We start from the raw sequence: 25,593 nt of genomic DNA on the forward strand, positions 1-25,593 counted from the left end.
GCTGGGTACTCCTGAAGGAACCGGGGGAAAGGGGAGTGAAGGGGGTGGCTACTGGGGCGCGTCGGTCGGCGTGGCCGGGGCGGCTGCCGTACGGCGCTTGCGCACCACCAGGAAGGTGCCGCCGCCGGCCAGGACCAGGACGGCCACGGCGAGGGAGACGAGGAGCCCCGCGTCCGAGGACTCGGCGGCCTTGGCGGCGGGGGCGGGCTCGGCGGACGGCGACGCGGACGCGGGGGCGGGCGAGGCGGTCGAGCCCAGGTCGGGCAGGGCGGGCAGCTGGGCGGTGGAGTCCAGTGCGACGGCGAGCGAGACGGGGTCCATCTCGGTGCCGGCCTTGTACATGGAGTTGAAGGCCTGGGAGCCGCCCTCGGTGAGGGTGGCCGGGGCTTCAGTCAGGGTGGCCAGGCCGCCCTCGGTCTTGAGGCCCGTGGCGTCGAACTCCACGAGCGGGACGGCGTTCTTCGTCGCGCCGCCGGTGGTGACGTCCGCGGACAGGACGCCCTTGCCGTTCTCCACCTTCACGCTCATCTTGCCGAGCGTGAGGTCCAGGTGGGCGCCGGTGAACTGGACCGTACCGGCGAAGGCGGCGTCAAGAGCGCCTTTCGTGCCGTCGAACGAGCCCTTGCCCTGCGGGAAGCGGAACAGCGCGCCGCCGTCCTGCGCACCCTCGGCGAGGGTCCACTTGCCCTGGCCGACCGAGCCGGTGACGTACTCGCGGAAGGTGCGGCGCACCCCCCAGTCGACGGCGGCGTCGACGAAGGCTCCCGGCGCCTGCGGGATCTGCGCGGTGGCGCTCGGCTGCGCGGCCGTCGCCGACGGCGCGGGCGCGGGCACGGCGGCCGGGGCGGCCTTGACGTCGGCGGAGAGCGAGACGGGGTCGAGCTGGGTGCCGGCGCCGTAGTAGCCCGCGAAGGCCTTGGCGCCTTCCCCGGTGAGGGTGGCCGGGATGTTGGTCAGGGACAGCGGGCTGGCGCCGCCCTTCATGTTGATGCCGCCGACGCCGAGCGAGGCGAAGGCGACCTGCGACTGGCTGGTGACCGTGCCGCTGTCCTTGGCCTTGCTGGAGACGTCCACGTACAGCGTGCCCTTGCCGCCGGAGATCTTGACGGTCGGGCGGCTGATGGTCATGTCCAGCTCGTAGACGCCGTCGGGCTTCTGGTGACCCTGGAAGGTCACCCCGCCCGAGTAGGAGGCCTCGAAGGTGCCGGAGTCGGGGTCGTAGGAGCCGGCCGCGGAGTGGAAACGGAAGAGGCTGCCGCCCACGGTGGCCGCACCGCTCTTCAGCTTGAAACCACCTTTTGCCACCGGACCCGTGACATAACTCTGGAAAGACGATTTGATGCCCCAGTCGAGCCGACCCCCCTGTACGGTGCCCGCCTGCGCGGCGGTCGCCGGGAGCAGGGCGCCCAGCAGGGCCGCCAACAGGGCGACGGCGAACGTACGGACGGGTCTCGTGGGCATGAACGCCCCCTCCTCAGGTCTAGCGAGCAAGGTTAGGCTAACCTAAGCTAACCCCGGCCGGTTGAACACCCCCCGGTCTCCAGAACCTCAGTCGGACGATCAGGACGGTGCCTTCGTGCCTACGCCCGCCGCGTCACACCGCTTTCCCCGTCTCGCAGTTGCCGTGGCAGCACTGGCACTCGCGCTGACGGCCTGCGGAGGTACGGCCACCACATCGGGCTCATCCGCCCCGACCGCAGCCGCGGTCCCGGACCGGCTGGAACCCCTCCCGGCGCCGGCGCCCGCCCTGCCGGTCACCGTGCCCTCGGTCGACGGCACCCAGGTCACGATCACGTCCGCGGACCGGGTCGTCCCGCTGAGCGGCAGTCTCAACGAGATCGTCCACACGCTGGGCCTCGGCAAGCAGGTCGTCGCCCGGGACATCACGGCCACCTTCGAACAGGCCGCCCAGCTGCCGGTGGTGACACGTGGACACGACGTCTCCGCCGAGAGCGTCCTGTCCCTGCGTCCGACCCTCGTCATCGCGGAGACCACCAGCGGTCCCGGAGAAGCGATCCAGCAGATCCGGGACGCCGGCGTCCCCGTCCTGGTGGTGGACCCGGCCAAGTCCCTGGACGACGTACCGAAGCGGATCGACACCGTCGCCGCCGCGCTCGGCGTCAAGGAGGCCGGCGCGCAGCTGAACCAGCGCACGGCCGACCGGATCGCCGCCGTCCGCAAGGACATCCCGGCCACCGCCTCCGGCAAGAAGCCCCGGGTGGCCTTCCTCTACCTGCGCGGCACCGCCTCCGTCTATCTGCTGGGCGGTTCGGACTCCGGCGCCGCGTCACTGCTGGAGGCGGCCGGCGCGGTCGACACCGGCAAGGACTCCGGCCTCGGCAAGGACTTCACCCCGATCACCAGCGAGGCCCTGGCCGCCGCCGCGCCCGATGCGATCCTCGTCATGTCCAAGGGCCTCGAATCCGTCGGCGGAATCGACGGCCTGGTGAAGATCCCGGGCGTCGCCCAGACCCCGGCCGGCATGGACCGCCGGGTGGTCACTGTCGACGACGGCGTCCTGCTCAACTACGGCCCCCGCACCGACCAGGTCCTCTCCTCCCTGGTCACCCAGCTCTACGACAAGGCCGCCTGAGGTGACCCTCCACGACCCCGAAGCAAGGACCGCTCCCGGCATGGAGCCCAAGACCCCCCAGGCGACACCACCCACCGCCGACGGAACCGGGGGCGCCCCGGCGCACGAAGGCACACCCCGCACCCCGACCCCGCCAGGTTCCGACGGGGCCGGGGGTGTGTCGGGGCGATCCCCGCAGGGCGCCGAACGCACTGCCGCCGAGCGTCCCGACCCCTCATCACGTTCGGCGTCCGAGGAGACGCCCCGGCGCGCGCCCGGCCCCGTCGGAACCTCCGCCGACCCCGGCCCCGGCCCCGCCCGGACCGAGCCCGCGCCCGCGCCCGCGCCCGCAACGACAGCGACAGCGACAGCGACAGCGACAGCGACAGCGACAGCCGTGCCGCGCAAGCGGAGCCCCAGACCCGCCCTGCTCACCGCCGCCCTCGTCACCACCCTCGCCCTCCTCGCCCTGCTCTCCGCAGGAGTCGGCGCCTACGACATCCCCCTCACGGACGTCCTCGGCTCCGTCCGGCACCACCTCGGCCTCGGCGGAGCCCCCCTCGACCGGGTCGGCGAGAGCGTGCTGTGGAACGTCCGCCTCCCCCGCGTCGTGCTCGCGCTCCTCGTCGGCGCCAGCCTCGGCTGCGCGGGCGCGCTCATGCAGGGCGTCTTCGGCAACCCCCTCGCCGAGCCCGGCGTCATCGGCATCTCGGCCGGCGCCGCCGTCGGCGCGGTCGCCGCCATCGGCCTCGGCCTGAGCTTCTTCGGCAACTGGACGATCACCGTCTGCGCGTTCGTCGCCGGTCTGATCACGGTCAGCTCGGTCTACCTCCTCTCCCGCAACGGCGGGAAGACGGAGGTCGTCACCCTCATCCTGACCGGCATCGCCGTCAACGCCTTCGCCGGCGCCCTCATCGGCCTGTTCGTCTTCTTCGCGGACAGCGGCCAGGTCAACCAGATCACCTTCTGGCAGCTCGGCTCCCTCGCCCAGGCCACCTGGCCCAAGGTCCTCGCCGTCCTGCCCTGCGCCGTCGCCGGCCTGCTGGTCGCCCCCCTCTACTCCCGCCGCCTCGACCTCCTCTCCCTCGGCGAGCGCCCGGCCCGCCACCTCGGCATCGACGTCGAACGGCTGCGCCTCTCCCTCATCCTGGTCGTCGCGCTGCTCACCGCCGCGGCCGTCGCCGTGGCCGGCGTCATCACCTTCATCGGCCTGCTCGTCCCGCACCTGCTGCGCATGGCCAACGGACCCGGCCACCGCTTCCTGGTCCCCGGCAGCGCCCTCGCCGGCGCCGTCGTCCTGGTCGCCGGGGACCTGGCCGCCCGTACCCTCGCCCAGCCCGCCGAGCTGCCGCTCGGTGTACTGACCGCCCTGCTCGGCAGCCCCTTCTTCTTCTGGCTGCTGCGCCGCACCCGCCGCAAGCAAGGAGGCTGGGCGTGACCAGCAAGCCGTCCCGCAAGCCCTCCCGCAAGCCGTTCGCCGAGCCGTCCGACAGGCCGTCCGACAGGCCGTCCGACGAGGCGACGAGCAGCCCGGCAGGCCCCCCGGCCAACCCGCTGACCCGGCTGCTCACCCGCTCACGCAGGACCGTCCCCGCCCGCCCCGCCCCCGGCGCCGCGGTCGCCGAGGCCGTCGACCTGCACCTGCGGCTCGGGCAGCGCGAGGTGCTCGCCGGGATCGACCTGACCGCCCGGGCCGGCGAGGTGCTCGCGCTGGTCGGCCCGAACGGTGCCGGCAAGTCCACGCTGCTGGGCGCACTCGCCGCCGACCTGCCCGCCGCCTCCGGGGTGGTCCGGATCGACGGCCGCCCGGTGGGCGACTGGAGCGCCCCGGATCTGGCGCTGCGCCGCTCCGTACTCCCCCAGTCGGCCGCGCTGTCGTTCCCGTTCCCGGTGGAGGACGTCGTACGGATGGGCCGCGCACCCTGGGCCGGCACCCCCTTCGCCGACGCCGACGAGGAGGCGGTGGCCCTCGCCATGGCCGCCACGGAGGTCACGGATTTCGCCGCACGCCCCTTCTCCGCCCTTTCCGGCGGCGAGCGGGCCCGGGTCGCGCTGGCCCGCGTACTGGCCCAGCGGGCCCCGCTGCTGCTGCTCGACGAGCCGACCGCCGCCCTCGACCTGCGCCACCAGGAGCTCGTACTGCGCATCTGCCGGGAGCGGGCCGCGGCCGGGGACGCGGTCGTCGTCGTCCTGCACGACCTGGGGCTGGCCGCCGCCTACGCGGACCGGGCGGCCGTCCTGCACGACGGGCGGATCGCCACGGACGGACCACCGGCCGAGGTGTTCGAGGGCGAGCTGCTGAGCCGGGTATACCGGCAACCGGTGGAGGTCCTCCCGCACCCGCGCACCGGGGCCCCGCTGGTGGTTCCCGTACGGGCTTGACCTCCGCTTGACCGTGCCATGGGGCTGTCGTGGAGGGTCCGTGACAGGGGCGTGTCCGTGGCCGAAAGGTATGACCTGAATCACGGTACGAGGGGGTATGGGTGAGGTAAGCCTCGGTTAAGTTAGGTGCGCCTCATCGGCCTCTCCCCCTCGGGACGGCCCCTTCGTCCGACGCCAGGAGCCCCCATATGCGCCCCGCCCGCCTCACCGTCATCGCCGCGGCCTCCGTGGCGGCCGCACTGACCGCCGTCACCGGCTGCGCCCAGAAGAGTGACGCGGGCGGCAGCGACGCGATCAAGGTGGTGGCCTCCGACAGCGCCTGCGACGTGTCGAAGACGGAGTTCCCGTCCGGCAAGGTGCAGATCGACGTCGAGAACAAGGGGTCCAAGGTCACCGAGGTCTACGTCCTCTTCCCGGACGCCCGCATCGTGACCGAGCGCGAGAACATCGGCCCCGGCACCAAGGCCTCCATCACCGCCGAGATCAAGGCGGGCGACTACAAGATCGTCTGCAAGCCCGGCATGAAGGGCGACGGCATCGCCAAGGACGTCAAGGCCACCGGCAAGGGCGGCGAGGAGAAGCGCTCCCCCGAGATGGACGCCGCGGTCGCCGCCTACCGCGCGTACGTGGTCCAGCAGGCCGAGGAGACCCTCCCCAAGGCGCAGGCCTTCGCGGACGCGGTCAAGGCCGGCGACGTCGAGGCCGCGAAGAAGGCCTACGCCCCCTCCCGGATCGGCTGGGAGCGCACCGAGCCGGTCGCCGAGTCCTTCGGCGACATCGACCCGAAGGTGGACGTCCGCGAGGACGGCCTGGAGGCCGGCCAGGACCCGGCGAAGGACTGGACCGGCTGGCACCGCCTGGAGAAGGCCCTGTGGGCCGACAACAAGATCGGCGACTGGGAGAAGGAGCTCGCCGACCTCCTGATCACGGACCTCACCGACTGGCAGAAGAAGGTCGGCCAGGCGGAGATCACCCCGACCTCGATCGCCAACGGCGCCAAGGAGCTCCTGGACGAGGTCGCCACCGGCAAGGTCACCGGTGAGGAGGAGCGCTACTCGCGCACCGACCTGGTCGACTTCAAGGCCAACGTCGAGGGCGCGCAGAAGGCGTACGAGCTGCTCAAGCCGATCGCCTCGAAGAACGACCCGGAGCTGGTCAAGCAGCTGGACACCCAGTTCGCGGCCCTGAACACCCTGCTCGACAAGTACCGCGTCGACCAGGCCACCTACGAGTTCACCTCCTACGACAAGGTCGGTGAGCAGGAGCGCAAGGAGCTCTCGGACGGCGTGAACGCGCTCGCCGAGCCCCTCTCCAAGCTCGCCGCCGCGGTCACCAAGTAGCGGACAGGCAGGAAGCAGGCAGGAGAACACGATGAGCGAGTCGGACGCGGCTGCGCAGCAGTCTCAGGAAGCCGGTGGCGCCTCCGCGCCCTCGCGACGCGCGGTGCTGGGCTGGGGCGGGGCCGGGTTCGCGCTCGGTGCCGCCGCGGCCGGCGGCGCGGCGGCGGCCTTCGGCGGCGGCTCGGACATGGTCTCGGCGGCGTCCGCCGGCGCGGCCGTGCCCTTCCACGGCGAGCACCAGGCCGGGATCGCGAGCGCCGTGCAGGACCGCCTGCATTTCGCCGCCTTCGACGTGAAGACGAAGGACCGCGCGGAACTGGTCAAGCTCCTCAAGGAGTGGACCGCGGCGGCCCGCCTGATGACGGCGGGTCTGCCGGTCGGCGACGTCCACGAGGGCCTGCCGGAGGCACCGCCCACCGACACCGGCGAGGCCCTGGGCCTCAAGGCCTCCCGGCTCACCCTGACCATCGGCTTCGGGCCGGGCCTGTTCGCCAAGGACCGGTTCGGGCTGGAGGGCAAGCGCCCCGAGGCGCTGGTGGACCTGGAACTGTTCCCCGGCGACAACCTGGACCCGGCCCGTTCCGGCGGTGACCTCTGTGTCCAGGCATGCGCCGACGACCCGCAGGTCGCGGTTCACGCGATCCGCCAGCTGGCCCGCATCGGCTTCGGCCGCACCGCGATGCGCTGGTCGCAGCTGGGCTTCGGCAAGACCTCGTCGACCACCCCCGACGAGCAGACCCCGCGCAACATGATGGGCTTCAAGGACGGCACCCGGAACATCTCCGGCACCGACAAGGCCGCCCTGGACCAGCACGTGTGGGTCGGCGCGGGCGACGGCAGCGACTGGCTGACCGGCGGCTCGTACCTGGTGGCGCGCCGGATCCGGATGAACATCGAGACCTGGGACCGGACCCCGCTCCAGGAGCAGGAGGACATCTTCGGCCGCGACAAGGGCGAGGGCGCGCCCGTCGGCAAGTCCAAGGAGCGCGACGAGCCCTTCCTCAAGGCGATGAAGCCGGAGGCGCACGTGCGCCTCGCGCACCCGGACACCAACAACGGTGCGACGATCCTGCGCCGCGGCTACTCCTTCACCGACGGCACGGACGGACTGGGCCGCCTGGACGCGGGCCTGTTCTTCCTCGCCTACCAGCGCGACATACGCAAGGGCTTCATCCCGATCCAGCGCAATCTGGCCCGGTCCGACGTCCTCAACGAATACATCCAGCACGTGGGTTCGGCCGTCTTCGCCGTCCCGCCGGGCGTCCGCGACAAGGACGACTGGTGGGGCCGGACGCTGTTCGCGTAAGTCCCCGCCGGAGAGGAACCACCGCCGTGTTCGGCAACTATCTGATCGGCCTGCGCGAGGGGCTGGAGGCCAGCCTGGTCGTCTGCATCCTCGTCGCGTACCTGGTGAAGACCGAGCGCCGGGACGCCCTGCGTCCCGTGTGGCTGGGCATCGCGATCGCCTGCGCGCTCTCCCTCACCTTCGGCGCGATGCTCGAATTCGGCACCCAGGAGCTGACCTTCGAGGCGCAGGAGCTGCTCGGCGGCACCCTGTCGATCCTGTCCGTGGGTCTGGTGACGTGGATGGTCTTCTGGATGAAGCGCACCGCGCGGCATCTGAAGGCCGAGCTGCACGGCAAGCTCGACGCGGCGCTCGCCATGGGCACCGGTGCGCTGGTCGCCACCGCTTTCCTGGCGGTCGGCCGGGAGGGCCTGGAGACGGCGCTGTTCGTGTGGGCGTCGGTACGGGCCAGTGGCGAGGGTTCCTCGGCGCCGCTGATCGGCGTGCTGCTGGGCATCGCCACGGCGATCGTGCTCGGGTACCTCTTCTACCGCGGCGCCCTGAAGATCAATCTGGCGAAGTTCTTCAAGTGGACCGGCGCCATGCTGGTGGTCGTGGCCGCGGGCGTGCTCGCGTACGGGGTGCACGACCTCCAGGAGGCCCGCTTCCTGGGCGGCCTGGGCGACAAGGCCTTCGACATCAGCGAGACGATCCCGCCGGACAGCTGGTACGGGACCCTGCTCAAGGGCGTGTTCAACTTCCAGCCCGACCCGACCGTCCTCCAGCTGACGGTGTGGCTGCTGTACCTGGTGCCCGTGCTGACGCTGTTCCTCGTCGACCGCGGCCGTCCGGCGGCCGCTCCGAAGGTGCGTCCCGCGGACTCGGACTCCAAGACGGCGGGCTGAACGCCGGGCGGAGGCCGCCCGCAGGCCGGGGTGAGGGGCTTTCGGGCCCGTCACCACAGCCTGTCGGTGTCTCCGGGGTGGAGCGGGACGCGGACGCCCGTGAAGGCGGCGCGGTCCCGGCCGGGGCCGTCCGTGAAGAAGGCCGCGAGCACCACCTTGTCGAAGCCGGGGGCGTCGGTGGCCAGGGGATCGTCCGGGGTCCCGCCCACCAGGACCGTGCCGGGCAGCACTTCGAAGCCGGCCGCCTCGTAGAAGGCCGCCAGGGGCCGGTCGCAGCTGAACACCGCCAGGTCCACGGCCGGGTCGGCCGCCAGTTCGGCGCGGGCGGCCGCCACCAGCCGGCCGCCGAGGCCGCGGCCGCGCAGTGCGGCCCGCGTCACGACCGCGCTCAGCCCGGCCGCGCGGTAGGTACGCCCCGCGAGCCGGATCTCCTTGAACAGCAGGGCCAGCGAGGCGGCCACGGTGCCGTCCTCGGCCAGCAGGAGCAGGGCCCGCGGGGCCAGGGCCGGGTCGTGCCCGGGCTCGGCCCCCGGCCACGCCGTGTCCTCCAGCTCCGCGACCTGCCGCGCCAGCCCTGCGGGCAGCTCCGCCTCGGCCCATCCGGCCACCCTCACGAGCCCGGCCCCCGCGACGTTCGAGGAGCGGGGCGCGGGGCGCTGCCCCGGGGACCCGGGCCGGTGGCTCCGCTCACGGGATCCGGACTCCCGCACCGCTCACCCGCACGCGCGGGTCGCCCTCGCGCAGTTCCACGGTGAGCACCCCGGGGCGGCCCATGTCCGTTCCCTGGTGGAGGGTGAGCACGGCGTCCGCCGGGACGAGGCCGCGCTCGCGGGCGTACGCCCCGAAGGCGGCCGCCGCCGCTCCCGTCGCGGGGTCCTCGACCACGCCGCCCACCGGGAAGGGGTCGCGTACGTGGAACTCCGCCGGGCCGGCCCGGTGCACCAGCTGGACCGTGGTGAGGTCCAGGCGCCGCATCAGGGCCTCCAGCCGGGCGAAGTCGTAGGCCAGGTCCGCGAGCCGGGCCCGGGTGCGGGCGCCGAGCACGAGGTGCCGGGCCCCGGCGTAGGCGATCGCCGGCGGGAACTGCGGGTCCAGGTCGGTCTCGGGCCAGTCCAGCGCGGCCAGTGCCTCGGCGAGGTCCGCGGCGGCGATCTCCTCGGAGTGCGGTTCGACGCTGGTGAGGGTGGCCCGCAGCTGCCCGCCCTCCGCGGTGACGGACACCGGTACGGTCCCCGCCCGGGTGGCGAAGAGGAGCTCCCCCGGCCCGATCCGCTCGCCCAGCGCGACGGCCGTGGCCACGGTCGCGTGCCCGCAGAAGGGGACCTCCGCCTTGGGGCTGAAGTAGCGCACGGTGAAGGACCGGCCCTCCTCACCGCCGAGACCCTCGGGCGGGGCGGTCAGGAAGGCCGACTCGCTGTAGCCCAGCCCGGCGGCGATCTCCAGCATGGCGCTCTCGTCCAGTCCGGCGGCGTCGAGCACGACCCCGGCGGGGTTGCCACCGTCCGGGTCGTGGGAGAAGGCGGTGTAGCGCAGTACCTCGGTGTCGGTCATACGATCATGATCGACCGCGTCCCCGCGGCGTGGCAATGCGTTTCGGCAGTGGATCCCGCGTGCCTCAGCCGCGCCCGATGTACGGCATCGAGGTGGCCATCACCGTGGCGAACTGCACGTTCGCCTCCAGCGGGAGCTCCGCCATGTGCAGGACCGTGCGCGCCACGTCGGCGGCGTCCATCACCGGCTCGACGGCCAGCTGTCCGTTGGCCTGGAGGATGCCGGTCTGCATCCGCTCGGTCATCTCGGTCGCCGCGTTGCCGATGTCGATCTGGCCGCAGGCGATCCGGTAGGGCCGCCCGTCCAGCGACAGCGACTTGGTCAGGCCGGTCATCGCGTGCTTGGTCGCGGTGTAGGCGATGGAGTGGGGGCGCGGCACGTGCGCCGAGATGGAGCCGTTGTTGACGATGCGGCCGCCCTGCGGGTCCTGCCGCTTCATCTGCCGGAAGGCGGCCTGTGCGCACAGGAAGGCGCCGGTGAGGTTGACGTCGACGACCGAGCGCCAGTCCTCGTAGCTGATGTCCTCCAGCGGGACGCCGCCCGGTCCGAAGGTGCCCGCGTTGTTGAAGAGCAGGTCGAGGCGTCCGTACCGGGCCCGGACCGACTCGAACAGAGCAGTCACGTCGTCCGGGTCGCTCACGTCCGCCCGTACGCACAGCACGTCGGCGCCCTCCCCGGCGGCCTCGGCGGTCTCCTCCAGCGGCTCGGTGCGGCGGCCGGCCACGGCCACGGCCCAGCCCGCGGCGGCCAGGGTCAGTGCCACGGAGCGGCCGATCCCGGAGCCGGCGCCGGTGACCAGGGCGATCTTCTTCGTACTTTCGTCCATGGGGCCGCAGGGTACGTCACACGGCGCCCCGTTCCCCGGACGTTCCGATTGCTGAGAGCATGGGTCGGTCAGGGGTGCGTAGATCAGATGAAAAGACTGGAGTTCCGCATGTCGGAGAGAGGCCCCGCGACGGCCGCCTCGCACGACTCGTCGCCCGAATCGCCCTCCGCCCCCGCCACCACGGCGCCCCTGACGGCCGCACGCCGCACGGGGCTTCTGGTCACCTTCATACTCGGCGGGCTCACCGCCCTCCCCCCGCTGTCCATGGACATGTACCTGCCGGCCCTGCCCCAGGTCACCGACGTCCTGAACAGCCCGGCCGCCACCATCCAGCTCACCCTCACCGCCTGCCTCGCCGGCATGGCCCTGGGCCAGCTCGTCATCGGCCCGATGAGCGACAAGTGGGGCCGCCGCCGCCCCCTGCTCGCCGGCATGGTCGTCTACGTCCTGGCCACCGCGATCTGCGCGCTCGCCCCGACCGCCGAGCTGCTGATCTCCTTCCGGCTGCTCCAGGGCCTGGCCGGTGCCGCCGCGATCGTCATCGCCCGGGCCGTCGTGCGCGACCTGTACGACGGCGTCGAGATGGCCCGCTTCTTCTCCACCCTGATGCTCATATCCGGGGCCGCCCCGATCATCGCCCCGCTCATCGGCGGCCAGGTGCTGCGCTTCGCCGACTGGCGCGGGGTCTTCGTCGTGCTCACCGTCGTCGGCACGGTGCTCACCCTGATGGTCTGGCGCGGCCTCGGCGAGACCCTGCCGCCCGAGCGGCGGCACACCGGCGGTGTAGGGGCCGCCCTGCGGACCATGCGCGGGCTGCTCGGCGACCGCGTCTTCACCGGTTACACCCTGACCGGCGGCTTCTCCTTCGCCGTGCTCTTCTCCTACATATCCGCCTCGCCCTTCGTGGTGCAGGAGATCTACGGTGCTTCGCCCCAGGCCTTCGCCCTGCTGTTCGGGCTCAACTCCGTCGGCCTGATCCTCGTCGGCCAGATCAACGGCAAGCTGCTGGTGGGCCGGGTCAGCCTGGACAAGGTCCTGGCCGTCGGGATCGGCATCATCACGGCCGCTGCGGTGGCCCTGCTGCTGATGTCGACCGGGGTGTTCGGGGAGGTCGGGCTGACCGCGATCGCCGCGGCCCTGTTCGTCCTGATGTCGGCGATGGGCGTGGTGCTGCCGAACACCAACGCGCAGGCCCTGATGCGGACCCCGCACGCGGCCGGATCGGCCTCCGCACTGCTCGGCACCTCCTCGTTCCTGGTCGGCGCGATCGCCTCGCCGCTGGTGGGGATCGCGGGCGAGGACACGGCCGTGCCGATGGCACTGGTCCAGCTGGCGTGTGCGCTGCTCGCCCTGAGCGCCTTCCTCGGCCTGTGCCGCCCGTGGCGGACCACCCCGTCCGGGCCGGCCGACGCATCCGGCCCCGCCGGCGCCTGAGGCGCGGGGCCGGGGGCCGGGCCCCCGGCCCCACTCCCGCCCCTTCCCCGGCCCGGTCCCTCCTCGTTCCCGGGCCGGACCGGACCGGCGGCCCGGGAACGGCGGCATAAACTTCCCAGGTGAACGCCTCCGCCCCCACCTCCGCCGACACCCTCCGCCGCACGCTCGGCGGGCTGCTCGACGGGCTCCCGCCGAAGCAGGCCACCGCCGCCGTCGAGCGGCTCATCGCCAGCTACCGGGGGCAGACCCCGACCGACGCGCCCGTCCTGCGCGACCGCTCCGACGTGGCGGCGTACGCGGCGTACCGGATGCCCGCCACCTTCGAGGCCGTCCGGGGCGCCCTCGACGGACTGGCCGAGGCCGCGCCCGACTGGGCGCCGGGCTCGCACGTGGACGTCGGCGGCGGCACGGGCGCCGCGACCTGGGCGGTGGACGCCACCTGGGACGGCCCGCGGGAGACCACGGTGCTGGACTGGGCGGAGCCCGCCCTGGCGCTCGGGCGGGAACTGGCGGCCGCCTCGACTTCCGAGGTGCTGCGCAAGGCGGCGTGGCGGCGGGCCGTCATCGGCTCGGGGCTGACCCTCCCCGACGCGGACCTGGTGACCGTGTCGTACGTACTGGGCGAGCTGACCGCGCCGGCGCGCACGGCCGTCGTCGCCGAGGCGGCGCGGGCCGGGCAGGCCGTGGTGCTGATCGAGCCGGGCACGCCCGAGGGGTACCTGCGCATCCGCGAGGCCCGTGACCAGCTGATCGGGGCCGGGCTGCGGATCGCCGCCCCGTGCCCGCACGACGGGACCTGTCCGATCGAGGTCGGCCAGGACTGGTGCCACTTCTCGGCGCGGGTCAGCCGGTCCTCGCTGCACCGGCAGGTCAAGGGCGGCTCGCTCCCGTACGAGGACGAGAAGTTCAGCTACGTCGCCGCGACCCGCTTCCCGACGGAGCCGGCCGCCTCCCGGATCACGCGGAAGCCGCAGATCCGGAAGGGGCTCGTCCTGCTGGAGCTGTGCGGCCCCGAGGGGACCGGCCTGACCCGGGTCAACGTGACCAAGCGCCAGGGCGACCTCTACAAGGCCGCCCGGGACGCCGACTGGGGCCGGGCCTGGCCCCCCGCACCGTGACCGGACCTACGGCCGCAGCTCCTGGGTACAGCACTTCACGCTGCCGCCGCCCTTGAGCAGCTCGCCCAGGTCCATCGGGACCGGTTCGAACCCCCGGTCCCGCAGCGGCTCCAGCAGTCCGGTCGCCGCCTGCGGGAGCAGGACGTGCAGGCCGTCGGAGACCGCGTTCAGGCCGAGGGCGGCCGCGTCCCGGCCGTCGGCGATCAGGGCGTCCGGGAAGAGCCGCCTGAGCACCGCCTGGCTGCCGGGCGAGAAGGCGTCCGGGTAGTACATGATCTCGTCGCCGTCGAGGACGCTGAGCGCCGTGTCCAGGTGGTAGTAGCGCGGGTCCACCAGGTCGAGGCCGATGACCGGGCGGCCGAAGAACTCCTGGGCCTCGGCGTGCGAGAGCGGGCTGGAGCGGAAGCCCCGGCCGGCCAGGATGTAGTTGCCGGTGACCGCGAAGTCCCCCTCGCCCTCGTTGACGTGGGACGGCTCGTGGATCTCGGTGTAGCCGGCGGAGCGGAACCATGCGCGGTGCCGCTCGGCCTCGGCGGTCCGTTCCGGGTAGGCGAACCGGGCCCCGAGGACCCGGCCGTCGACGACGAGGGCGCCGTTCGCCGCGAAGACCATGTCGGGCAGGGCGGGATCGGGGTCGAGGGTCTCGACGATGTGCCCGAGGGAGCGGTAGCGGTCCCTCAGGTCCTCCCACTGGGCCAGGGCGAGGGGCAGGTCCACCGGTTTCGTGGGATCCATCCACGGGTTGATGGAGTACGTGACCTTGAAATGTGCGGGTGGGCACATCAGGTAGCGCCGGGGTGTGGCGTCTCTGCGCAAAGAAGGCTCCTCACGACTTTCACGACTCTGGACGAGTGCTGGAGAGAATCGTCTCTCCTTCACCTGGACAGCACAGTGAACTGATTGGGTGGTTTACGCAAACCTCTGAAAAGACGAGACGTCTCGCTTGATACTTTCGGGCCATGCCCAAGACCCCGGACGCCACCCGCCGCAGCGACCGCTCCCGACGCGCCATCCTCGACGCCTCGCTGGCCCTCGTCGGGGAGGTCGGCTACGACAAGCTGACCATCGAGGCCATCGCGGCCCGCGCCGGCGTCGGCAAGCAGACCATCTACCGCTGGTGGCCCTCGAAGGCCGCCGTCCTCCTCGACGCCTCGCTGGCGCTCTTCGGCGACGCGGCGACGGAGGCCGAGTGGGCCGGCTTCCCCGACACCGGGGACCTCGCGGCCGACCTGAAGCACGTCCTGCGGGCGACGGTCGACCAGTTCAACGACGAGAAGTACGACGCCCCCACGCGCGCCCTGACCGCGGCCGGGGCCACCGACCCCGAACTCGGCGCCCGCTTCACCGAGCAGCTGCTGGAGCCGCAGCTCGCCCTGTACGAGGAGCGGTTGCGCACGGCCCGGGAGGCCGGCCGGCTCGCGCAGGACGCGGACCTGCGCCTCACCGTCGAGATGCTCGTCGGCCCGCTCACCTACCGCTGGCTGATGCGCACCGCGCCCCTGACGCACGCCTACACCGACGCGCTCGTGGACCGGGTGCTGGGCGGCGTGGCCAACGTCACCGCCCGATAGCGGGCAGGGAATCGCGGACCGGCCGAGAACATTTGGCCTGATTCTGCGGTTATGTGGGGGTTTTCGGCCGGGTATCTCCAACCCCCCGGTCGTCAAGAGCGGTCACCCGGGGCTCAGGATGGTGGGACCATGGGTTGGTCCGCCGGGGATACGGTGAGGTGAGGGGATAGATGGGGTCTGAGTCCGGCCGCGTCAAACGCGGCGAGCAGAGCAGGATTTCCCAGTGGCTGCGCCGGCGGCAGAAACCCACCGCCGAGGACCCCGGAGCCGAGCGCGAGGCGCTCCTCCTGGCCGTGGCCGCCGCGGGCCTGCCGCTCGCCCCCGCCGCCCATCCCGCCGGTTACCGATGTTCGTGCGACCGGATCGGCTGCCCGACGCCCGCACGGCACCCCGTCTCCTTCGCCTGGCAGACCCAGTCGACCACCGACCGCGCACAGGTCGAACGCTGGGTACGCAACCAGCCCCAGGCCAACTTCATCACCGCGACCGGCATGGTCCACGACGTACTCGACGTCCCGCTGGAGGCCGGCACCGCCGCCCTCGCGCGACTGCTGGAGGCCGGGATCGACGTCGGCCCCGTCGCGGAATCGGGCGGCACCGGCGAACAGGCCCGGATGCTCTTCTTCACCGCCACCCGCGGCACCCCCGAGGACGAGGACGAGTGGTGGCCGTGCGAACTGGACTGCCACCCCGAGACGATGGACGAACACCCGGGCCTGCGCTGGCACTGCCGCGGCAGCTACGTCCTGGTCCCGCCGGCGGCCCTGCCCGGTGACCAGGCGGTGACCTGGATCCGGGGCATGGAACACGCCCTCCCGGACCCGCTCACCCTCCTGGAAACGCTGACGGACGCCTGCGCCCAGTACGCCGGCACCACGGACCGCGCCCCGGCAGCGGTCGCCTGGCCCCTGGGCCGCGGCTGAAGCACCCCGGAACCCCCACCGCCACCTCCAGCCCAGCCGCCCCCTCAGCCCGGCCGGCGTTTGAGGTGCGGGGGTCCGGCGCCGGCGCCCCGGCAGCGGACCCGCAGCGCCCGCCCCGCGTCAGTGGTGGATCTGCGTCACGACCACGTCGAGGGACCAGGCCTTCGCCGCCTTCGCGGGGGCCTCGGCCTCGACCACGTACCCCAGGTCCCGCAGGGCCGTGACCAGCTCGGCGGGCGAAGCCGGCGCGGCCCCCGCCAGCAGCAGGTCCCGTACCAGCCGCCCCTTGGTCGCCTTGTTGAAGTGGCTCACCACCGACCGCTTCTCCACTCCGTCCACGATCTGCGCGTGCAGCACCCGGACCGTCGCGGTCCGCCCCGCCACCTCGCCCTTCGGCTTCCACGCCGCCCCGTACGCCGCCGACCGCAGGTCCAGCACCAGCCCGTCCCCGGCCGCCTCCGGCATGACCTCCGCCATCGGCCCCCGCCAGTACGCGCCGAGCGCGCCCAGCCCGGGCAGCTTCACCCCCATCGAGCAGCGGTACGAGGGGATCGCGTCGGTGACCCGGACCGCACCCCACAGCCCCGAGAAGACGAGCAGCGCTTCCTCGGCCGATGCCCGTGCCGCCGCGGGCAGGTCGGCCAGACCGAGCGCGTCGTAGAGGACGCCCGTGTAGATCTCGCCCGCCGGCCGCGCCCCGGCCGTCCGCAGCTCCGCGTTCTTGGCGACCTCGCCGCGCAGGCCCTCGCTCAGGCCCAGCACCTCGCGCGCCTTCAGCTCGTCCGCCGCGCACAGCTCGACCAGCTCTTCCAGCACCGCCGCACGGGCCGGGGCCAGACCGGGCAGCGAGAGCGCCTCCGGCTTCAGGGGTGCGCCGGAGCCGCCGGCGGCCTTTCCTTCGGACGGCGGCAGCAGCACGAGCACGGTGGATCTCCTTCGGAACGACGTCGCAGGGGGTGCGGCCCCCGAATCAGGGTAGACGGCCCGGCAACCACCCCGGCCCTCGTACGCGGCCCGCAAGCCGCAGGCCGGCACCCGGCACCCGGCACCCGGCACCCGGCACCCGGCATGATCACGCCAGGCGTGACCAGGGCCGTGGCAGCCGGTCCTCACGGGATCGCGGGAGCGCCTGCCGAACGGTCCGGGAGGCTGCCGCCGAGGCGGAGACCCGGGGCCCGGCCCGAGCGCCACCCGCACCCGGTGCGCCGGCCACCGCTCCGGGCGCTGACGGTGACGGTGCCGCCGCCCGGTTCCTGTACCGTGAAACGCCCGGCGGACACACCCCACCTGTGACGCACGGGACATGACGCATCGTCATGCACCGTCCGGCCCGGGGCTGCGCCCGCGGCGATCACGGCCGTGTCCGGCGGCGTCACCGGGCGATCCGGCCGCTCCGTGGGCCTCTTCACCGTCCCACGGCCGCCGGGAACGTCTCGGGACAGGCAGGTCGCGGGCCACCGGACCGTGCGCCCCGGATCCCCTGCACCCCGGTCACGGCCTGCCCGCCGCACGGGCCCGCCCGCCGTCCCGGACCCGCGTCGGGGCCGGTGGGACGCCCTGGGACACCCGGTCGTGGCTCGAATCTGCCCTAGGGTCTTCGCAGTTCGCCGTACGAGATCCGCTGGCCGGGACCGCCTCCACAGCCGGCCGCGCCCCCCTCTCCCCGCTCGTTCCGGCGTCCCCTTCTCCCGCTCGCCCAGTCAGGAGCCATGCCCTATGTCCCCTCACCCGAGCCCGTCTTTCACGGACGTGGTCGCCGCCCGGATGTCCCGGCGGAACGTGCTGCTCTCCGGCGCCCTCGCGGTGGCGGCGGCCGGCCTCTCCGCGTCCCCGGCATCGGCCCGGGTCCGGACCGGCACCGGTCCGGGCGGGGCGGGACCGGACACCGCGGAGCTCGGCTTCACCGCCGTACCGGCCGGCGACGCCGACGCGGTCACCCTGCCCGCGGGCTACACGGCGCAGACGCTCGCGCCGTGGGGGCAGCCCATACGCGCGGGCGGTCCGGCATGGCGCAAGGACGGCTCCGGCTCCGCCGCCGACCAGGCCCTGCAGATCGGGTCCCACCACAGCGGAACGCACTTCTTCCCGCTGCACCGCGGCCCGGAGGGCAGCCGCCGCGGCATGCTCGTGATCAACCACGAGTCCGCGGACCCCGCCCTGCTGCACCACGACGCGGGCACCGGTGCACCGGCCGGGGACCGGGTCGCCAAGGAGCTCGCCGCCCAGGGCGTCAGCGTTCTGGAGGTCGAGCTGACCGGGCGCGGCAGCTGGCGCGTCCTCGACTCGCGGCGCAACGCGCGGATCACCGGCACCAGCCCCGTCACCTTCTCCGGGCCGGTCGGGGCGGACCACCCGGCGCTGCGGACCGGACGCCCGGCGGCGGGCACCCTGAGCAACAGCGGGTACGGGGTGACGCCCTGGGGCACGTACCTGGCCTGCGAGGAGAACACGAACGCGTGGTTCGGTACGGCCGACCCCTCCTGGCAGCCGACGCGCACCCAGCGCCGCTACGGGCTCAGCGCGAACGGCCACGGGAAGCGGTGGCACGAGGCGGATCCGCGCTTCGACCTCGCCGTAAACGGCAACGAGCCGCACCGCTACGGCTGGGTCGTGGAGATCGACCCCTTCGCCGCGCACCGCACCCCGGTCAAGCGGACCGCTCTCGGCCGCTTCAACCACTCCTCGGCGGCGGTGACCGAATCGGGCGGGCGGGCCGTCGTCTACGGCGGCGACGACCAGGACGGCGGCTACCTGTACAAGTTCGTGGGCGACGGCCCGTGGAAGGCACACCGGTCGAGGGGACGCAGTCCGCTGGACCACGGCACCCTCCACGTGGCGCGCTTCGGGGAGGACGGCACCGGCCGCTGGCTGCCGCTGTCGCACGGACAGGGGCCGCTCACGACGGCGCTGGGATGGCGGGACCAGGCCGACGTCCTGCTGCGGGCCCGGGAGGCCGCCGACGCCCTCGGTGCCACGAGCCTCGACCGGCCCCAGCAGATCACCGTCGGCCCGAACAGCCGGGACGTGTACTGCGCACTGGCCAACGGCACCGGCGGCCATCACCCCGGCCAGGGCTCCGGCAGCCCCCGTGACACCAACCCGTACGGGCACGTCGTCCGCTGGCGGGAGGAAGACGGTGCCGGCGCGCACGACGGCTTCAGCTGGGACGTCGTCGTGCTCGGCGGCGATCAGGCGCAGGGCGAGGGCGTGCTGCCCGGCGCCGGGACGTTCGGCTCGCCGAAGGGCCTGACGTTCGACGCCGCCGGACGGCTGTGGATCCAGACCGGGATCTCCAACCACGCGGTGAGCCAGGCGGACCACAAGGACCTCGGCAACAACGCGGTGCTGGTCGTCGCACCGCGCGGCGAGGTCCGGCGCTTCCTGACCGCGCCGCGGGGCGCGGAGGTCACCGCGGCCGTGCTCACCCCGGACATGCGGACGATGTTCGTCAGCATCCAGCACCCGGGAGAGCGCACGGCGGCCTGGGGGGAGCCCACGCCGGAGAACCCGCGGGCCGTCAGCGACTGGCCCGACCGCGACCCGGCGGGCCGTCCCCGCTCGGCCACGGTCGTCGTCCGCCGCACGGACGGCGGCGTCATCGGCGCGCGCTGAGCGCCGCCACCGCCCGAACCCTCACCTATGGCAGTACGTTCACGGAGGACGTTGTGGTCACCATCATCAGTCGCAGCGAATGGGGAGCCAGGTCCCCCTTCAAGCCGCAGAGGCTGTCCTGGAAGCCCTGGCAGGGCGGCGTGGTCATCCATCACCACGGCGCCGGCAGCTGGCCCGTGCACGAGCACGACCAGTGCTACGGCCAGATGCGGAGCGTGCAGCTGACGGCGATGTACCCCTGGCCGTTCCTCCAGGAGCAGTACAACGACATCCCGTACAGCTTCGTCGTCTGCCAGCACGGCGGCATATTCGAGGGCACCGGCACCCAGGTGCGGTCGGAGGCGAACGGCACGCAGACCGTGGGCGCCAACCAGGACTACTACGCGGTCATGGGCCTGATCGAGAGCGAGGACCAGCCCTCGCGGGCCATGCTCGACTCCATCCGCGAGCTGATCGCCCATCTGCGGGAGAACCACTCGGCGGGCCCCTTCATCCGCGGTCACCGGGACGTCTTCGACACCGAGTGCCCCGGGAACCTCTATCCGCACATCCAGGGGTTCTACCCGGTCCTGCCGCCCGGTGAGCCGGATCCCACTCCCCCCAAGCCCGCCCGGCCGCTGTTCCTCTACTCCCGCAGCCAGTGGGGCGCCCGGCCGCCGCGTGAGGTGACCCGCGTCGATCCCGGCAGCCGCACCGGATTCACCGTCCACTACTCCGCGGGTCCGGCCAGCCAGACGGTCCGCCAGATCCAGAACTACCACATGGACTCCAACGGCTGGTCGGACGTCGGCTACAACTTCCTCGTCGACGTCGAGGGGCGGATCTACGAGGGCCGCGGCTGGGACGTGGCCGGTGCGCACGCGACCGGACACAACACCACCCACATCGGTGTCTGCTTCATCGGAGAGGACGGCGACGCGACCCCCCGCGCACTGTCGGCCATCCGCGCCCTCTACAACCAGGCGAACTCCCGGACCGGCCGAACCCTGGCGATGACGTGGCACGGCGGACTCTCCGGCCAGTCCACGCAGTGCCCGGGGCCCGGCCTGCGCGCCTGGGTCCAGGGCGGTATGAACGCGTCCACCCTGCCGGTCCACACCGGGACGGGTGACCTCGGCGGCGACTCCACCGGCAGCACCGGCGGCGGCATGACCCTGGTCCGTACGATCGCGGCGCAGCAGGCGGCCGTCAACCAGCTCGGCTACAGCCCGGCGCTGGAGGTCGACGGCGTCTGGGGTCCGAAGACCGACGCCGGCGTGCGCTGGCTCCAGCAGAAGGTCGGGGCGGGCGCCGCCGACGGCCTGTGGGGACCCGCCACCGAAGCCGCGTACGCGGCTCACACGGGCGGCTCCGGCTCCGGCACGGGCTCGGGCGGCGGGGGTATGACCTCCGTGCGCTCGGTCAAGGAGCAGCAGCAGGCCGTCAACGCGCTCGGCTACAGCCCGGCGCTGGAGGCCGACGGCATCTGGGGTCCGAAGACCGACGCCGGCGTGCGCTGGCTCCAGCAGAAGGTCGGGGCGGGCGCCGCCGACGGCCTGTGGGGACCCGCCACCGAAGCCGCGTACAACGGCTACCTCGACAACGGCGCGATGCTCACCGTCGACGGCCAGTGGGGTCCGGCCACCATCCGCGCCACGCAGAAGGTCATCGGCGTGACCGCAGACGGCCAGTGGGGTCCGAACTCCGTACGGGGCCTCCAGCGCCACCTGAACACCTGGAGCAACGCGGGGCTGGTGGTGGACGGGGCCGCGGGCCCCGCGACGTACAAGGCGCTCCAGACCCACCTCAACAAGATGACCGGGGCCGGTCTGGCCGTGGACGGCGCCTGGGGTCCGGCCACCGTGCGGGCGCTCCAGACCGCCCTGAACCGGGGGCAGTTCTAACCCATGACCGCATGCGGGCGGGGGGTGGTGCGCGGGGGGCACCACCGCCCGCTCCATGCATGCCGGCGCGCCGCTCGCCGCGCCGTCCGGGCCGCCCGACCATAGGCTCGGTCCATGCCACGCCGTCAGATGCACATGACCGGCGCAGACGGGGCTGCTCTGCGGGCCGCGCTGCGCGAACTGCGGACGAAGCTCGGGGTGCCCGAGGACTTCCCGGCGGCGGTCCTCGCCGAGGCCGAGCACGCGGCGGCGCACCCCCGCCTCCCGGACCTGGACAGTACGGACATCCCCTTCTTCACGATCGACCCGCCGGCCTCCGTCGACCTCGACCAGGCCATGCACCTGGCGAAGCGCTCCGGCGGCGGCTACCGGGTCCACTACGCCATCGCCGACGTCGCCGCCTTCGTCACCCCCGGCGGCGCCCTCGACGCCGAGGCCCACCGGCGCGTGACCACCCTCTACTTCCCCGACGGGAAGGTCCCGCTGCACCCGCCCGTCCTCTCGGAGGGCGCGGCCAGCCTGCTGCCCGACCAGGTCCGCCCGGCCCTGGTGTGGCGCTTCGACCTCGACCCCGACGGCCGGGTCGAGACCGTCGACGTCCGCCGCGCGCTGGTCCGCAGCCGGGCCAGGCTCGACTACGACGGCGTCCAGAAGGCCGTCGACACCGGGACGGCGGAAGAGCCGCTCGCCCTCCTGAAGGACGTCGGACGGCTCCGCGAGGCCCTGGAGGAGGCGCGCGGCGGCATCTCCCTCAACGTGCCCGAGCAGGAGGTCGTCGAGCGCGGTGGCACGTACTCCCTGGCCTACCGCGCCCCGCTGCCCGCCGACGGCTGGAACGCGCAGATCTCCCTGATGACCGGCATGGCCGCGGCCGATCTGATGCTGGCCACCGGCACGGGCATCCTGCGGACGCTGCCCAGCGCCCCCGACGGCGCGGTCGGCAGGCTCCGGCGGACGGCGAAGGCCCTGCGGATCGACTGGCCGCACCACGTGCCGTACGCCGAACTCGTGCGCTCCCTCGACCCGCACCGCCCCGCCCACGCCGCCTTCCTCCAGGAGTGCACGGCCCTGCTGCGCGGCGCGGGCTACACGGTCTTCACCGGAGGCGAGAGCCCCGACCCGGCCGTCCATTCGGCGGTGGCGGCCCCGTACACGCACTGCACCGCGCCGCTGCGCCGGCTCGTCGACCGTTACGGCGGGGAGCTGTGCCTGGCGGCGGTGGCCGGAACGGAACCCCCGCCGTGGGTCCTGGCGGCCCTTCCCGCGCTCCCGGAGGAGATGGCGGAGGGCGGCCGGCTGGCGAACACGGTGGAGCGGGAGTCCGTGGACCTGGTCGAGGCCGCCGTGCTGAAGGACCGGGTCGGGGAGACCTTCGAGGCCACGGTCATCGACGTCAAGGACGGGGAGCCGCTGGTGGGCACGGTCCACCTGGAGGACCCGGCAGTGGTCGGACGTGTCCGCTCCGCCTCGCTCGGACTGCCCCTGGGCGAACGGATCCGGGTCCGGCTGGCGGAGGCCGACCCGGGCACCTCGAAGATCCTCTTCTCGCCCGTCTGAGCGGCTCTAGGAGGCGGCGGGCTGCCGGCGCAGGGCGGTGACCAGCGCGCGCGGGTCGTCGGCGTGGAAGCGGACGGTCCGGGCCTCGCCCGTGGCGCCGAGCGGCCGGGTGAAGCGGAGCGGCCGGTTCAGCTCCAGGGTGACGGTGGTCTGGCTGCCGACGACGAGGTCGAGCACCCCGTCCTCGGACAGGGTGACCAGCCGGCCCTCGGGGTAGCGCCGGTCCACCCGTGCCGAGGCCACCGCGTCCGCCGGTACGGCCAGGTCGAACAGGGCCCCGTAGCGGATCCGCAGGGACCCGTCGGGGCGGACCACGTGCGGCCGGGTGACGCACGCGGCGTGCAGGGCGAGGACGAGCAGGATCCCGTACACGTCCAGCACCAGCACCACCCGGTGCACCGTCGGCCAGGGGATGAGCACGGCCAGTCCGACCGTCTCGACCACCGACACGAAGAGCATCCCGTACATCATGGCCGTCTGCGGTCCGGTGTACGCGGCGGCGAGGTCCCCGGGGCGCACCCCGTGCTTCCCGCGCACGGCCCACCGGCCGAGGGAGGCGGTGGCGCGCAGCTCGTGCAGCACCAGCCGCCTCACCTGCACCGGGACCACCGCCCGGACCGCCGCGCGCCCCGCGGCCCGGGGGCCCGCGCCGCGGGCGCGTTCGGCGGCGTAGAGGCCGTGGACCACCCAGGCCTCCAGCAGCAGCACGCCGACGAGGAGCGCCTCGGTGGCCGCGAGCGCCCACCCGGGCAGGCGCACCCCGGCAGCGAGGCACACCACGAGCACCAGCTCCGCCGGGACCACCGCGGCGACGGCGATCCGTGCCGCCCGTATGCGGGTCATCCCCGCCCCCTCTCGATGAACGCCTCCATGACGAGGCGGACGACTTCGGCCTGCGCGGGCGCGTACTCGGCGAGCAGCGCCTCCTTGAACCCGGCAACGACCGCCCCGCCGGCGGGGATCGCGGCGAACACCTCGTCGGGGACGGCCGCCACCAGCTCCGCCGCCAGGGGCGTGATCCGCGGGTCGTCCACGGGTGCCCCGGCGAGCTCGTCGAGGCGCACGTACAGCGCGAGCACGGCGGGATCGGCGGCCAGCGGCCCGAGCGCGGCGTACACCTCCTGGCCGCCCGCGCCGGTCGCGTCGAGGAGGGTCAGGTGTTCGCGGTCCTTCGCGGCGGCCGGCGAGTCGGTCCGCGGCGCCTTCGCCAGCAGTGCGGCGAGCCCCGGGGAGAGCGGCTCGGCCTCCCCCGGCCCGGCTTCGAGCAGCACGGCGAGCCTGCGCCTGCGTTCCCGGATCTCGGCCTCCTGCCGGGCGAGGTCGGCGTCGAGTTCGGTGAGGACCTCGGCCAGTTCGCGCCCGGCGTCGTCGGCGAGGACGTCCCGCACCTCGTCGAGGCCGAGCCCGAGCTCGGTGAGCCGGCGTACGCGGGCCAGCAGGACGGCGTCGCGGAGGCTGTAGGCCCGGTAGCCGTTCGGGCGCCGCTCCGGTTCCGGGAGCAGCCCGACATGGTGGTAGTGCCGGATCGCGCGGGTGGTGACCCCGACGACCGCGGCGATCTCTCCGATCCGCATGCCCCCAGTAGAAACCCTGCCGCTGCGGCAAGGTCAAGCGGCGACCGCACAGCCGGTAGCATGGTCGCCACGGCAGACGAGCCGGCCGGGCGGCCGCGTCGGGGTCCCAGGATCCCGCCGAGGAACGTCCGGGCTCCACAGGGCAGGGTGGTGGGTAACGCCCACCCGGGGTGACCCGCGGGACAGTGCCACAGAAAACAGACCGCCAGGGGCTTCGGCCCTCGGTAAGGGTGAAACGGTGGTGTAAGAGACCACCAGCGCCTGAGGTGACTCAGGCGGCTAGGTAAACCCCACCTGGAGCAAGGTCAAGAGGATCCGTCTCCGGACGGGTCTGCGCGAACGCTTGAGGGCTGCCCGCCCGAGTTCGCGGGTAGACCGCACGAGGCCGGTGGCAACACCGGTCCTAGATGGATGGCCGTCTCCCCGGCGACCGCGAGGTCACCGGGCGACAGAACCCGGCGTACAGGCCGACTCGTCTGCCGCTTCCACTCCCGTTCGGGGAAGCGGCCCCCGCCCCGACCCCGCTCGGCGGGCACCCGGCCCTGGGCCCATCGGCGGGCGGCGGCTCCGGCACCGGATCCCGGCAGTCGGTGCGCCGTGCCTTCCGGCGGTCCGGCCGATGCGGCACTCTCACCACCATGACGGATCACCCTGCCCGCGCGGCCACGGCCGCCGCGTGCATACGCGAACTCGCCGAAGCGACCGCCGACCCCCGCAATGCCTACGCGAACCCCGCCGAAATCGCTGCCGTGACCGGAAACCTCCGCGAACTCGCCCGCCATCTCGAAGACGCGTTGAACCATCTGGAGGTCCACATCGGGCGGCGGGCCGCCGTCGACTGGGCCGCACCGGCCGGGGCACCGCCCCGCCCGTACGCGGGGCAGGCGCGCGGCGCCGTCCAGTCCGCCCGGGCCGAGGCGCACAACCTCGGCCGGGCCCTCGGCCGGGCCTTGGAGGTCCTCGGCCCCTTCAAGTCCGCGCCCTGACGGGGAGACGGGCGCAGGAGCGATGACGATCCGCCCCCGCCGACGGGCTGCCGCCGGCGGGGGCCTTCCCGGCG

22 protein-coding genes and 1 other RNA gene are annotated in these 25,593 nt (G+C 73.5%); 15 read left to right on the plus strand and 8 right to left on the minus strand.

Features of this window, described 5'->3' with window-relative positions:
- Positions 1 to 48: 48 nt before the first annotated feature.
- Complete coding sequence (locus DEJ51_RS09600) at positions 49 to 1,461, minus strand: HtaA domain-containing protein (protein ID WP_150257218.1); 1,413 nt, start codon at positions 1,459 to 1,461, stop codon at positions 49 to 51.
- A 115-nt stretch (positions 1,462 to 1,576) separates the two neighbouring features.
- Between DEJ51_RS09600 and DEJ51_RS09605 the strand changes: the two genes are divergently transcribed.
- From DEJ51_RS09605 to efeU, 6 genes are all read left to right on the plus strand, one after another.
- Complete coding sequence (locus DEJ51_RS09605; protein ID WP_150257219.1) at positions 1,577 to 2,593, plus strand: hemin ABC transporter substrate-binding protein; 1,017 nt, start codon at positions 1,577 to 1,579, stop codon at positions 2,591 to 2,593.
- A 40-nt stretch (positions 2,594 to 2,633) separates the two neighbouring features.
- Positions 2,634 to 4,010 carry an iron chelate uptake ABC transporter family permease subunit gene (locus DEJ51_RS09610; protein WP_411757298.1) on the plus strand — a complete coding sequence of 459 codons (1,377 nt, stop codon included), beginning with the start codon at positions 2,634 to 2,636 and terminating at the stop codon, positions 4,008 to 4,010.
- A 116-nt stretch (positions 4,011 to 4,126) separates the two neighbouring features.
- Positions 4,127 to 4,954, plus strand: a complete 828-nt coding sequence (locus tag DEJ51_RS09615; protein WP_150261799.1) for a heme ABC transporter ATP-binding protein — start codon at positions 4,127 to 4,129, stop codon at positions 4,952 to 4,954.
- Between the two features lie 188 nt (positions 4,955 to 5,142).
- The gene (gene efeO / locus DEJ51_RS09620; protein WP_150257221.1) at positions 5,143 to 6,294 is read left to right on the plus strand and encodes an iron uptake system protein EfeO; all 1,152 of its coding nucleotides are present in this window, start codon (positions 5,143 to 5,145) and stop codon (positions 6,292 to 6,294) included.
- 31 nt (positions 6,295 to 6,325) lie between these two features.
- Positions 6,326 to 7,600: an iron uptake transporter deferrochelatase/peroxidase subunit gene (gene efeB / locus DEJ51_RS09625; protein WP_150257222.1), complete on the plus strand. Its 1,275-nt coding sequence runs from the start codon at positions 6,326 to 6,328 to the stop codon at positions 7,598 to 7,600.
- Positions 7,601 to 7,626: 26 nt separating this feature from the next.
- On the plus strand, positions 7,627 to 8,484 hold the full coding sequence (gene efeU / locus DEJ51_RS09630) for an iron uptake transporter permease EfeU (protein WP_150257223.1): 858 nt from the start codon (positions 7,627 to 7,629) through the stop codon (positions 8,482 to 8,484).
- A gap of 50 nt (positions 8,485 to 8,534) precedes the next feature.
- On the opposite strand, the gene DEJ51_RS09635 is transcribed toward efeU, so the two are convergent.
- The 3 genes from DEJ51_RS09635 to DEJ51_RS09645 form a co-directional block, all read right to left on the minus strand.
- Positions 8,535 to 9,098: a GNAT family N-acetyltransferase gene (locus DEJ51_RS09635; protein WP_150257224.1), complete on the minus strand. Its 564-nt coding sequence runs from the start codon at positions 9,096 to 9,098 to the stop codon at positions 8,535 to 8,537.
- Between the two features lie 73 nt (positions 9,099 to 9,171).
- Positions 9,172 to 10,035: a PhzF family phenazine biosynthesis protein gene (locus DEJ51_RS09640; RefSeq protein ID WP_150257225.1), complete on the minus strand. Its 864-nt coding sequence runs from the start codon at positions 10,033 to 10,035 to the stop codon at positions 9,172 to 9,174.
- Between the two features lie 64 nt (positions 10,036 to 10,099).
- Positions 10,100 to 10,861, minus strand: a complete 762-nt coding sequence (locus DEJ51_RS09645) for an SDR family oxidoreductase (RefSeq protein WP_150257226.1) — start codon at positions 10,859 to 10,861, stop codon at positions 10,100 to 10,102.
- Between the two features lie 108 nt (positions 10,862 to 10,969).
- On the opposite strand from DEJ51_RS09645, the gene DEJ51_RS09650 reads away from it, so the two are divergent.
- Positions 10,970 to 12,295 (plus strand): multidrug effflux MFS transporter, encoded by a 1,326-nt coding sequence (locus tag DEJ51_RS09650; protein ID WP_150257227.1) that lies wholly within the window; start codon positions 10,970 to 10,972, stop codon positions 12,293 to 12,295.
- Positions 12,296 to 12,414: 119 nt separating this feature from the next.
- On the plus strand, positions 12,415 to 13,413 hold the full coding sequence (locus tag DEJ51_RS09655) for a small ribosomal subunit Rsm22 family protein (RefSeq protein WP_150257228.1): 999 nt from the start codon (positions 12,415 to 12,417) through the stop codon (positions 13,411 to 13,413).
- A gap of 6 nt (positions 13,414 to 13,419) precedes the next feature.
- Here the strand turns inward: DEJ51_RS09655 and ddaH are convergent, their stop codons facing one another.
- Complete coding sequence (gene ddaH, locus DEJ51_RS09660; RefSeq protein ID WP_352338090.1) at positions 13,420 to 14,292, minus strand: dimethylargininase; 873 nt, start codon at positions 14,290 to 14,292, stop codon at positions 13,420 to 13,422.
- Between the two features lie 80 nt (positions 14,293 to 14,372).
- Here ddaH and DEJ51_RS09665 point away from each other — a divergent pair, with 80 nt between their 5' ends.
- Together DEJ51_RS09665 and DEJ51_RS09670 are read left to right on the plus strand one after the other, a co-directional pair.
- The gene (locus DEJ51_RS09665) at positions 14,373 to 14,984 is read left to right on the plus strand and encodes a TetR/AcrR family transcriptional regulator (RefSeq protein WP_150257230.1); all 612 of its coding nucleotides are present in this window, start codon (positions 14,373 to 14,375) and stop codon (positions 14,982 to 14,984) included.
- A 170-nt stretch (positions 14,985 to 15,154) separates the two neighbouring features.
- Positions 15,155 to 15,907: a bifunctional DNA primase/polymerase gene (locus DEJ51_RS09670; protein WP_150257231.1), complete on the plus strand. Its 753-nt coding sequence runs from the start codon at positions 15,155 to 15,157 to the stop codon at positions 15,905 to 15,907.
- A gap of 120 nt (positions 15,908 to 16,027) precedes the next feature.
- Here the strand turns inward: DEJ51_RS09670 and yaaA are convergent, their stop codons facing one another.
- Positions 16,028 to 16,831: a peroxide stress protein YaaA gene (gene yaaA, locus DEJ51_RS09675; protein WP_150257232.1), complete on the minus strand. Its 804-nt coding sequence runs from the start codon at positions 16,829 to 16,831 to the stop codon at positions 16,028 to 16,030.
- 792 nt (positions 16,832 to 17,623) lie between these two features.
- On the opposite strand from yaaA, the gene DEJ51_RS09680 reads away from it, so the two are divergent.
- From DEJ51_RS09680 to DEJ51_RS09690, 3 genes are all read left to right on the plus strand, one after another.
- On the plus strand, positions 17,624 to 19,519 hold the full coding sequence (locus tag DEJ51_RS09680; RefSeq protein WP_150257233.1) for a PhoX family protein: 1,896 nt from the start codon (positions 17,624 to 17,626) through the stop codon (positions 19,517 to 19,519).
- A gap of 53 nt (positions 19,520 to 19,572) precedes the next feature.
- Complete coding sequence (locus DEJ51_RS09685) at positions 19,573 to 21,402, plus strand: peptidoglycan-binding protein (protein WP_223835738.1); 1,830 nt, start codon at positions 19,573 to 19,575, stop codon at positions 21,400 to 21,402.
- Positions 21,403 to 21,516: 114 nt separating this feature from the next.
- A complete protein-coding gene (locus DEJ51_RS09690) occupies positions 21,517 to 22,959 on the plus strand; it encodes an RNB domain-containing ribonuclease (RefSeq protein ID WP_150257234.1) in 1,443 nt (480 codons plus the stop codon).
- 6 nt (positions 22,960 to 22,965) lie between these two features.
- Here DEJ51_RS09690 and DEJ51_RS09695 read toward each other — a convergent pair whose 3' ends face one another.
- Positions 22,966 to 23,802: a hypothetical protein gene (locus DEJ51_RS09695; protein WP_150257235.1), complete on the minus strand. Its 837-nt coding sequence runs from the start codon at positions 23,800 to 23,802 to the stop codon at positions 22,966 to 22,968.
- Positions 23,799 to 24,533: a MerR family transcriptional regulator gene (locus DEJ51_RS09700; RefSeq protein WP_150257236.1), complete on the minus strand. Its 735-nt coding sequence runs from the start codon at positions 24,531 to 24,533 to the stop codon at positions 23,799 to 23,801. The genes DEJ51_RS09695 and DEJ51_RS09700 overlap by 4 nt, the downstream gene beginning before the upstream one ends.
- A 77-nt stretch (positions 24,534 to 24,610) precedes the next feature.
- Here DEJ51_RS09700 and rnpB point away from each other — a divergent pair.
- An RNA gene (rnpB, locus tag DEJ51_RS09705) (RNase P RNA component class A) lies at positions 24,611 to 25,012 on the plus strand.
- 159 nt (positions 25,013 to 25,171) lie between these two features.
- Positions 25,172 to 25,519: a hypothetical protein gene (locus DEJ51_RS09710; protein ID WP_150257237.1), complete on the plus strand. Its 348-nt coding sequence runs from the start codon at positions 25,172 to 25,174 to the stop codon at positions 25,517 to 25,519.
- The last annotated feature ends 74 nt before the right edge of the window (positions 25,520 to 25,593 follow it).

Source organism: Streptomyces venezuelae (genome assembly GCF_008642275.1).
GTDB classification, from domain to species: Bacteria; Actinomycetota; Actinomycetes; order Streptomycetales; family Streptomycetaceae; genus Streptomyces; species Streptomyces venezuelae_E.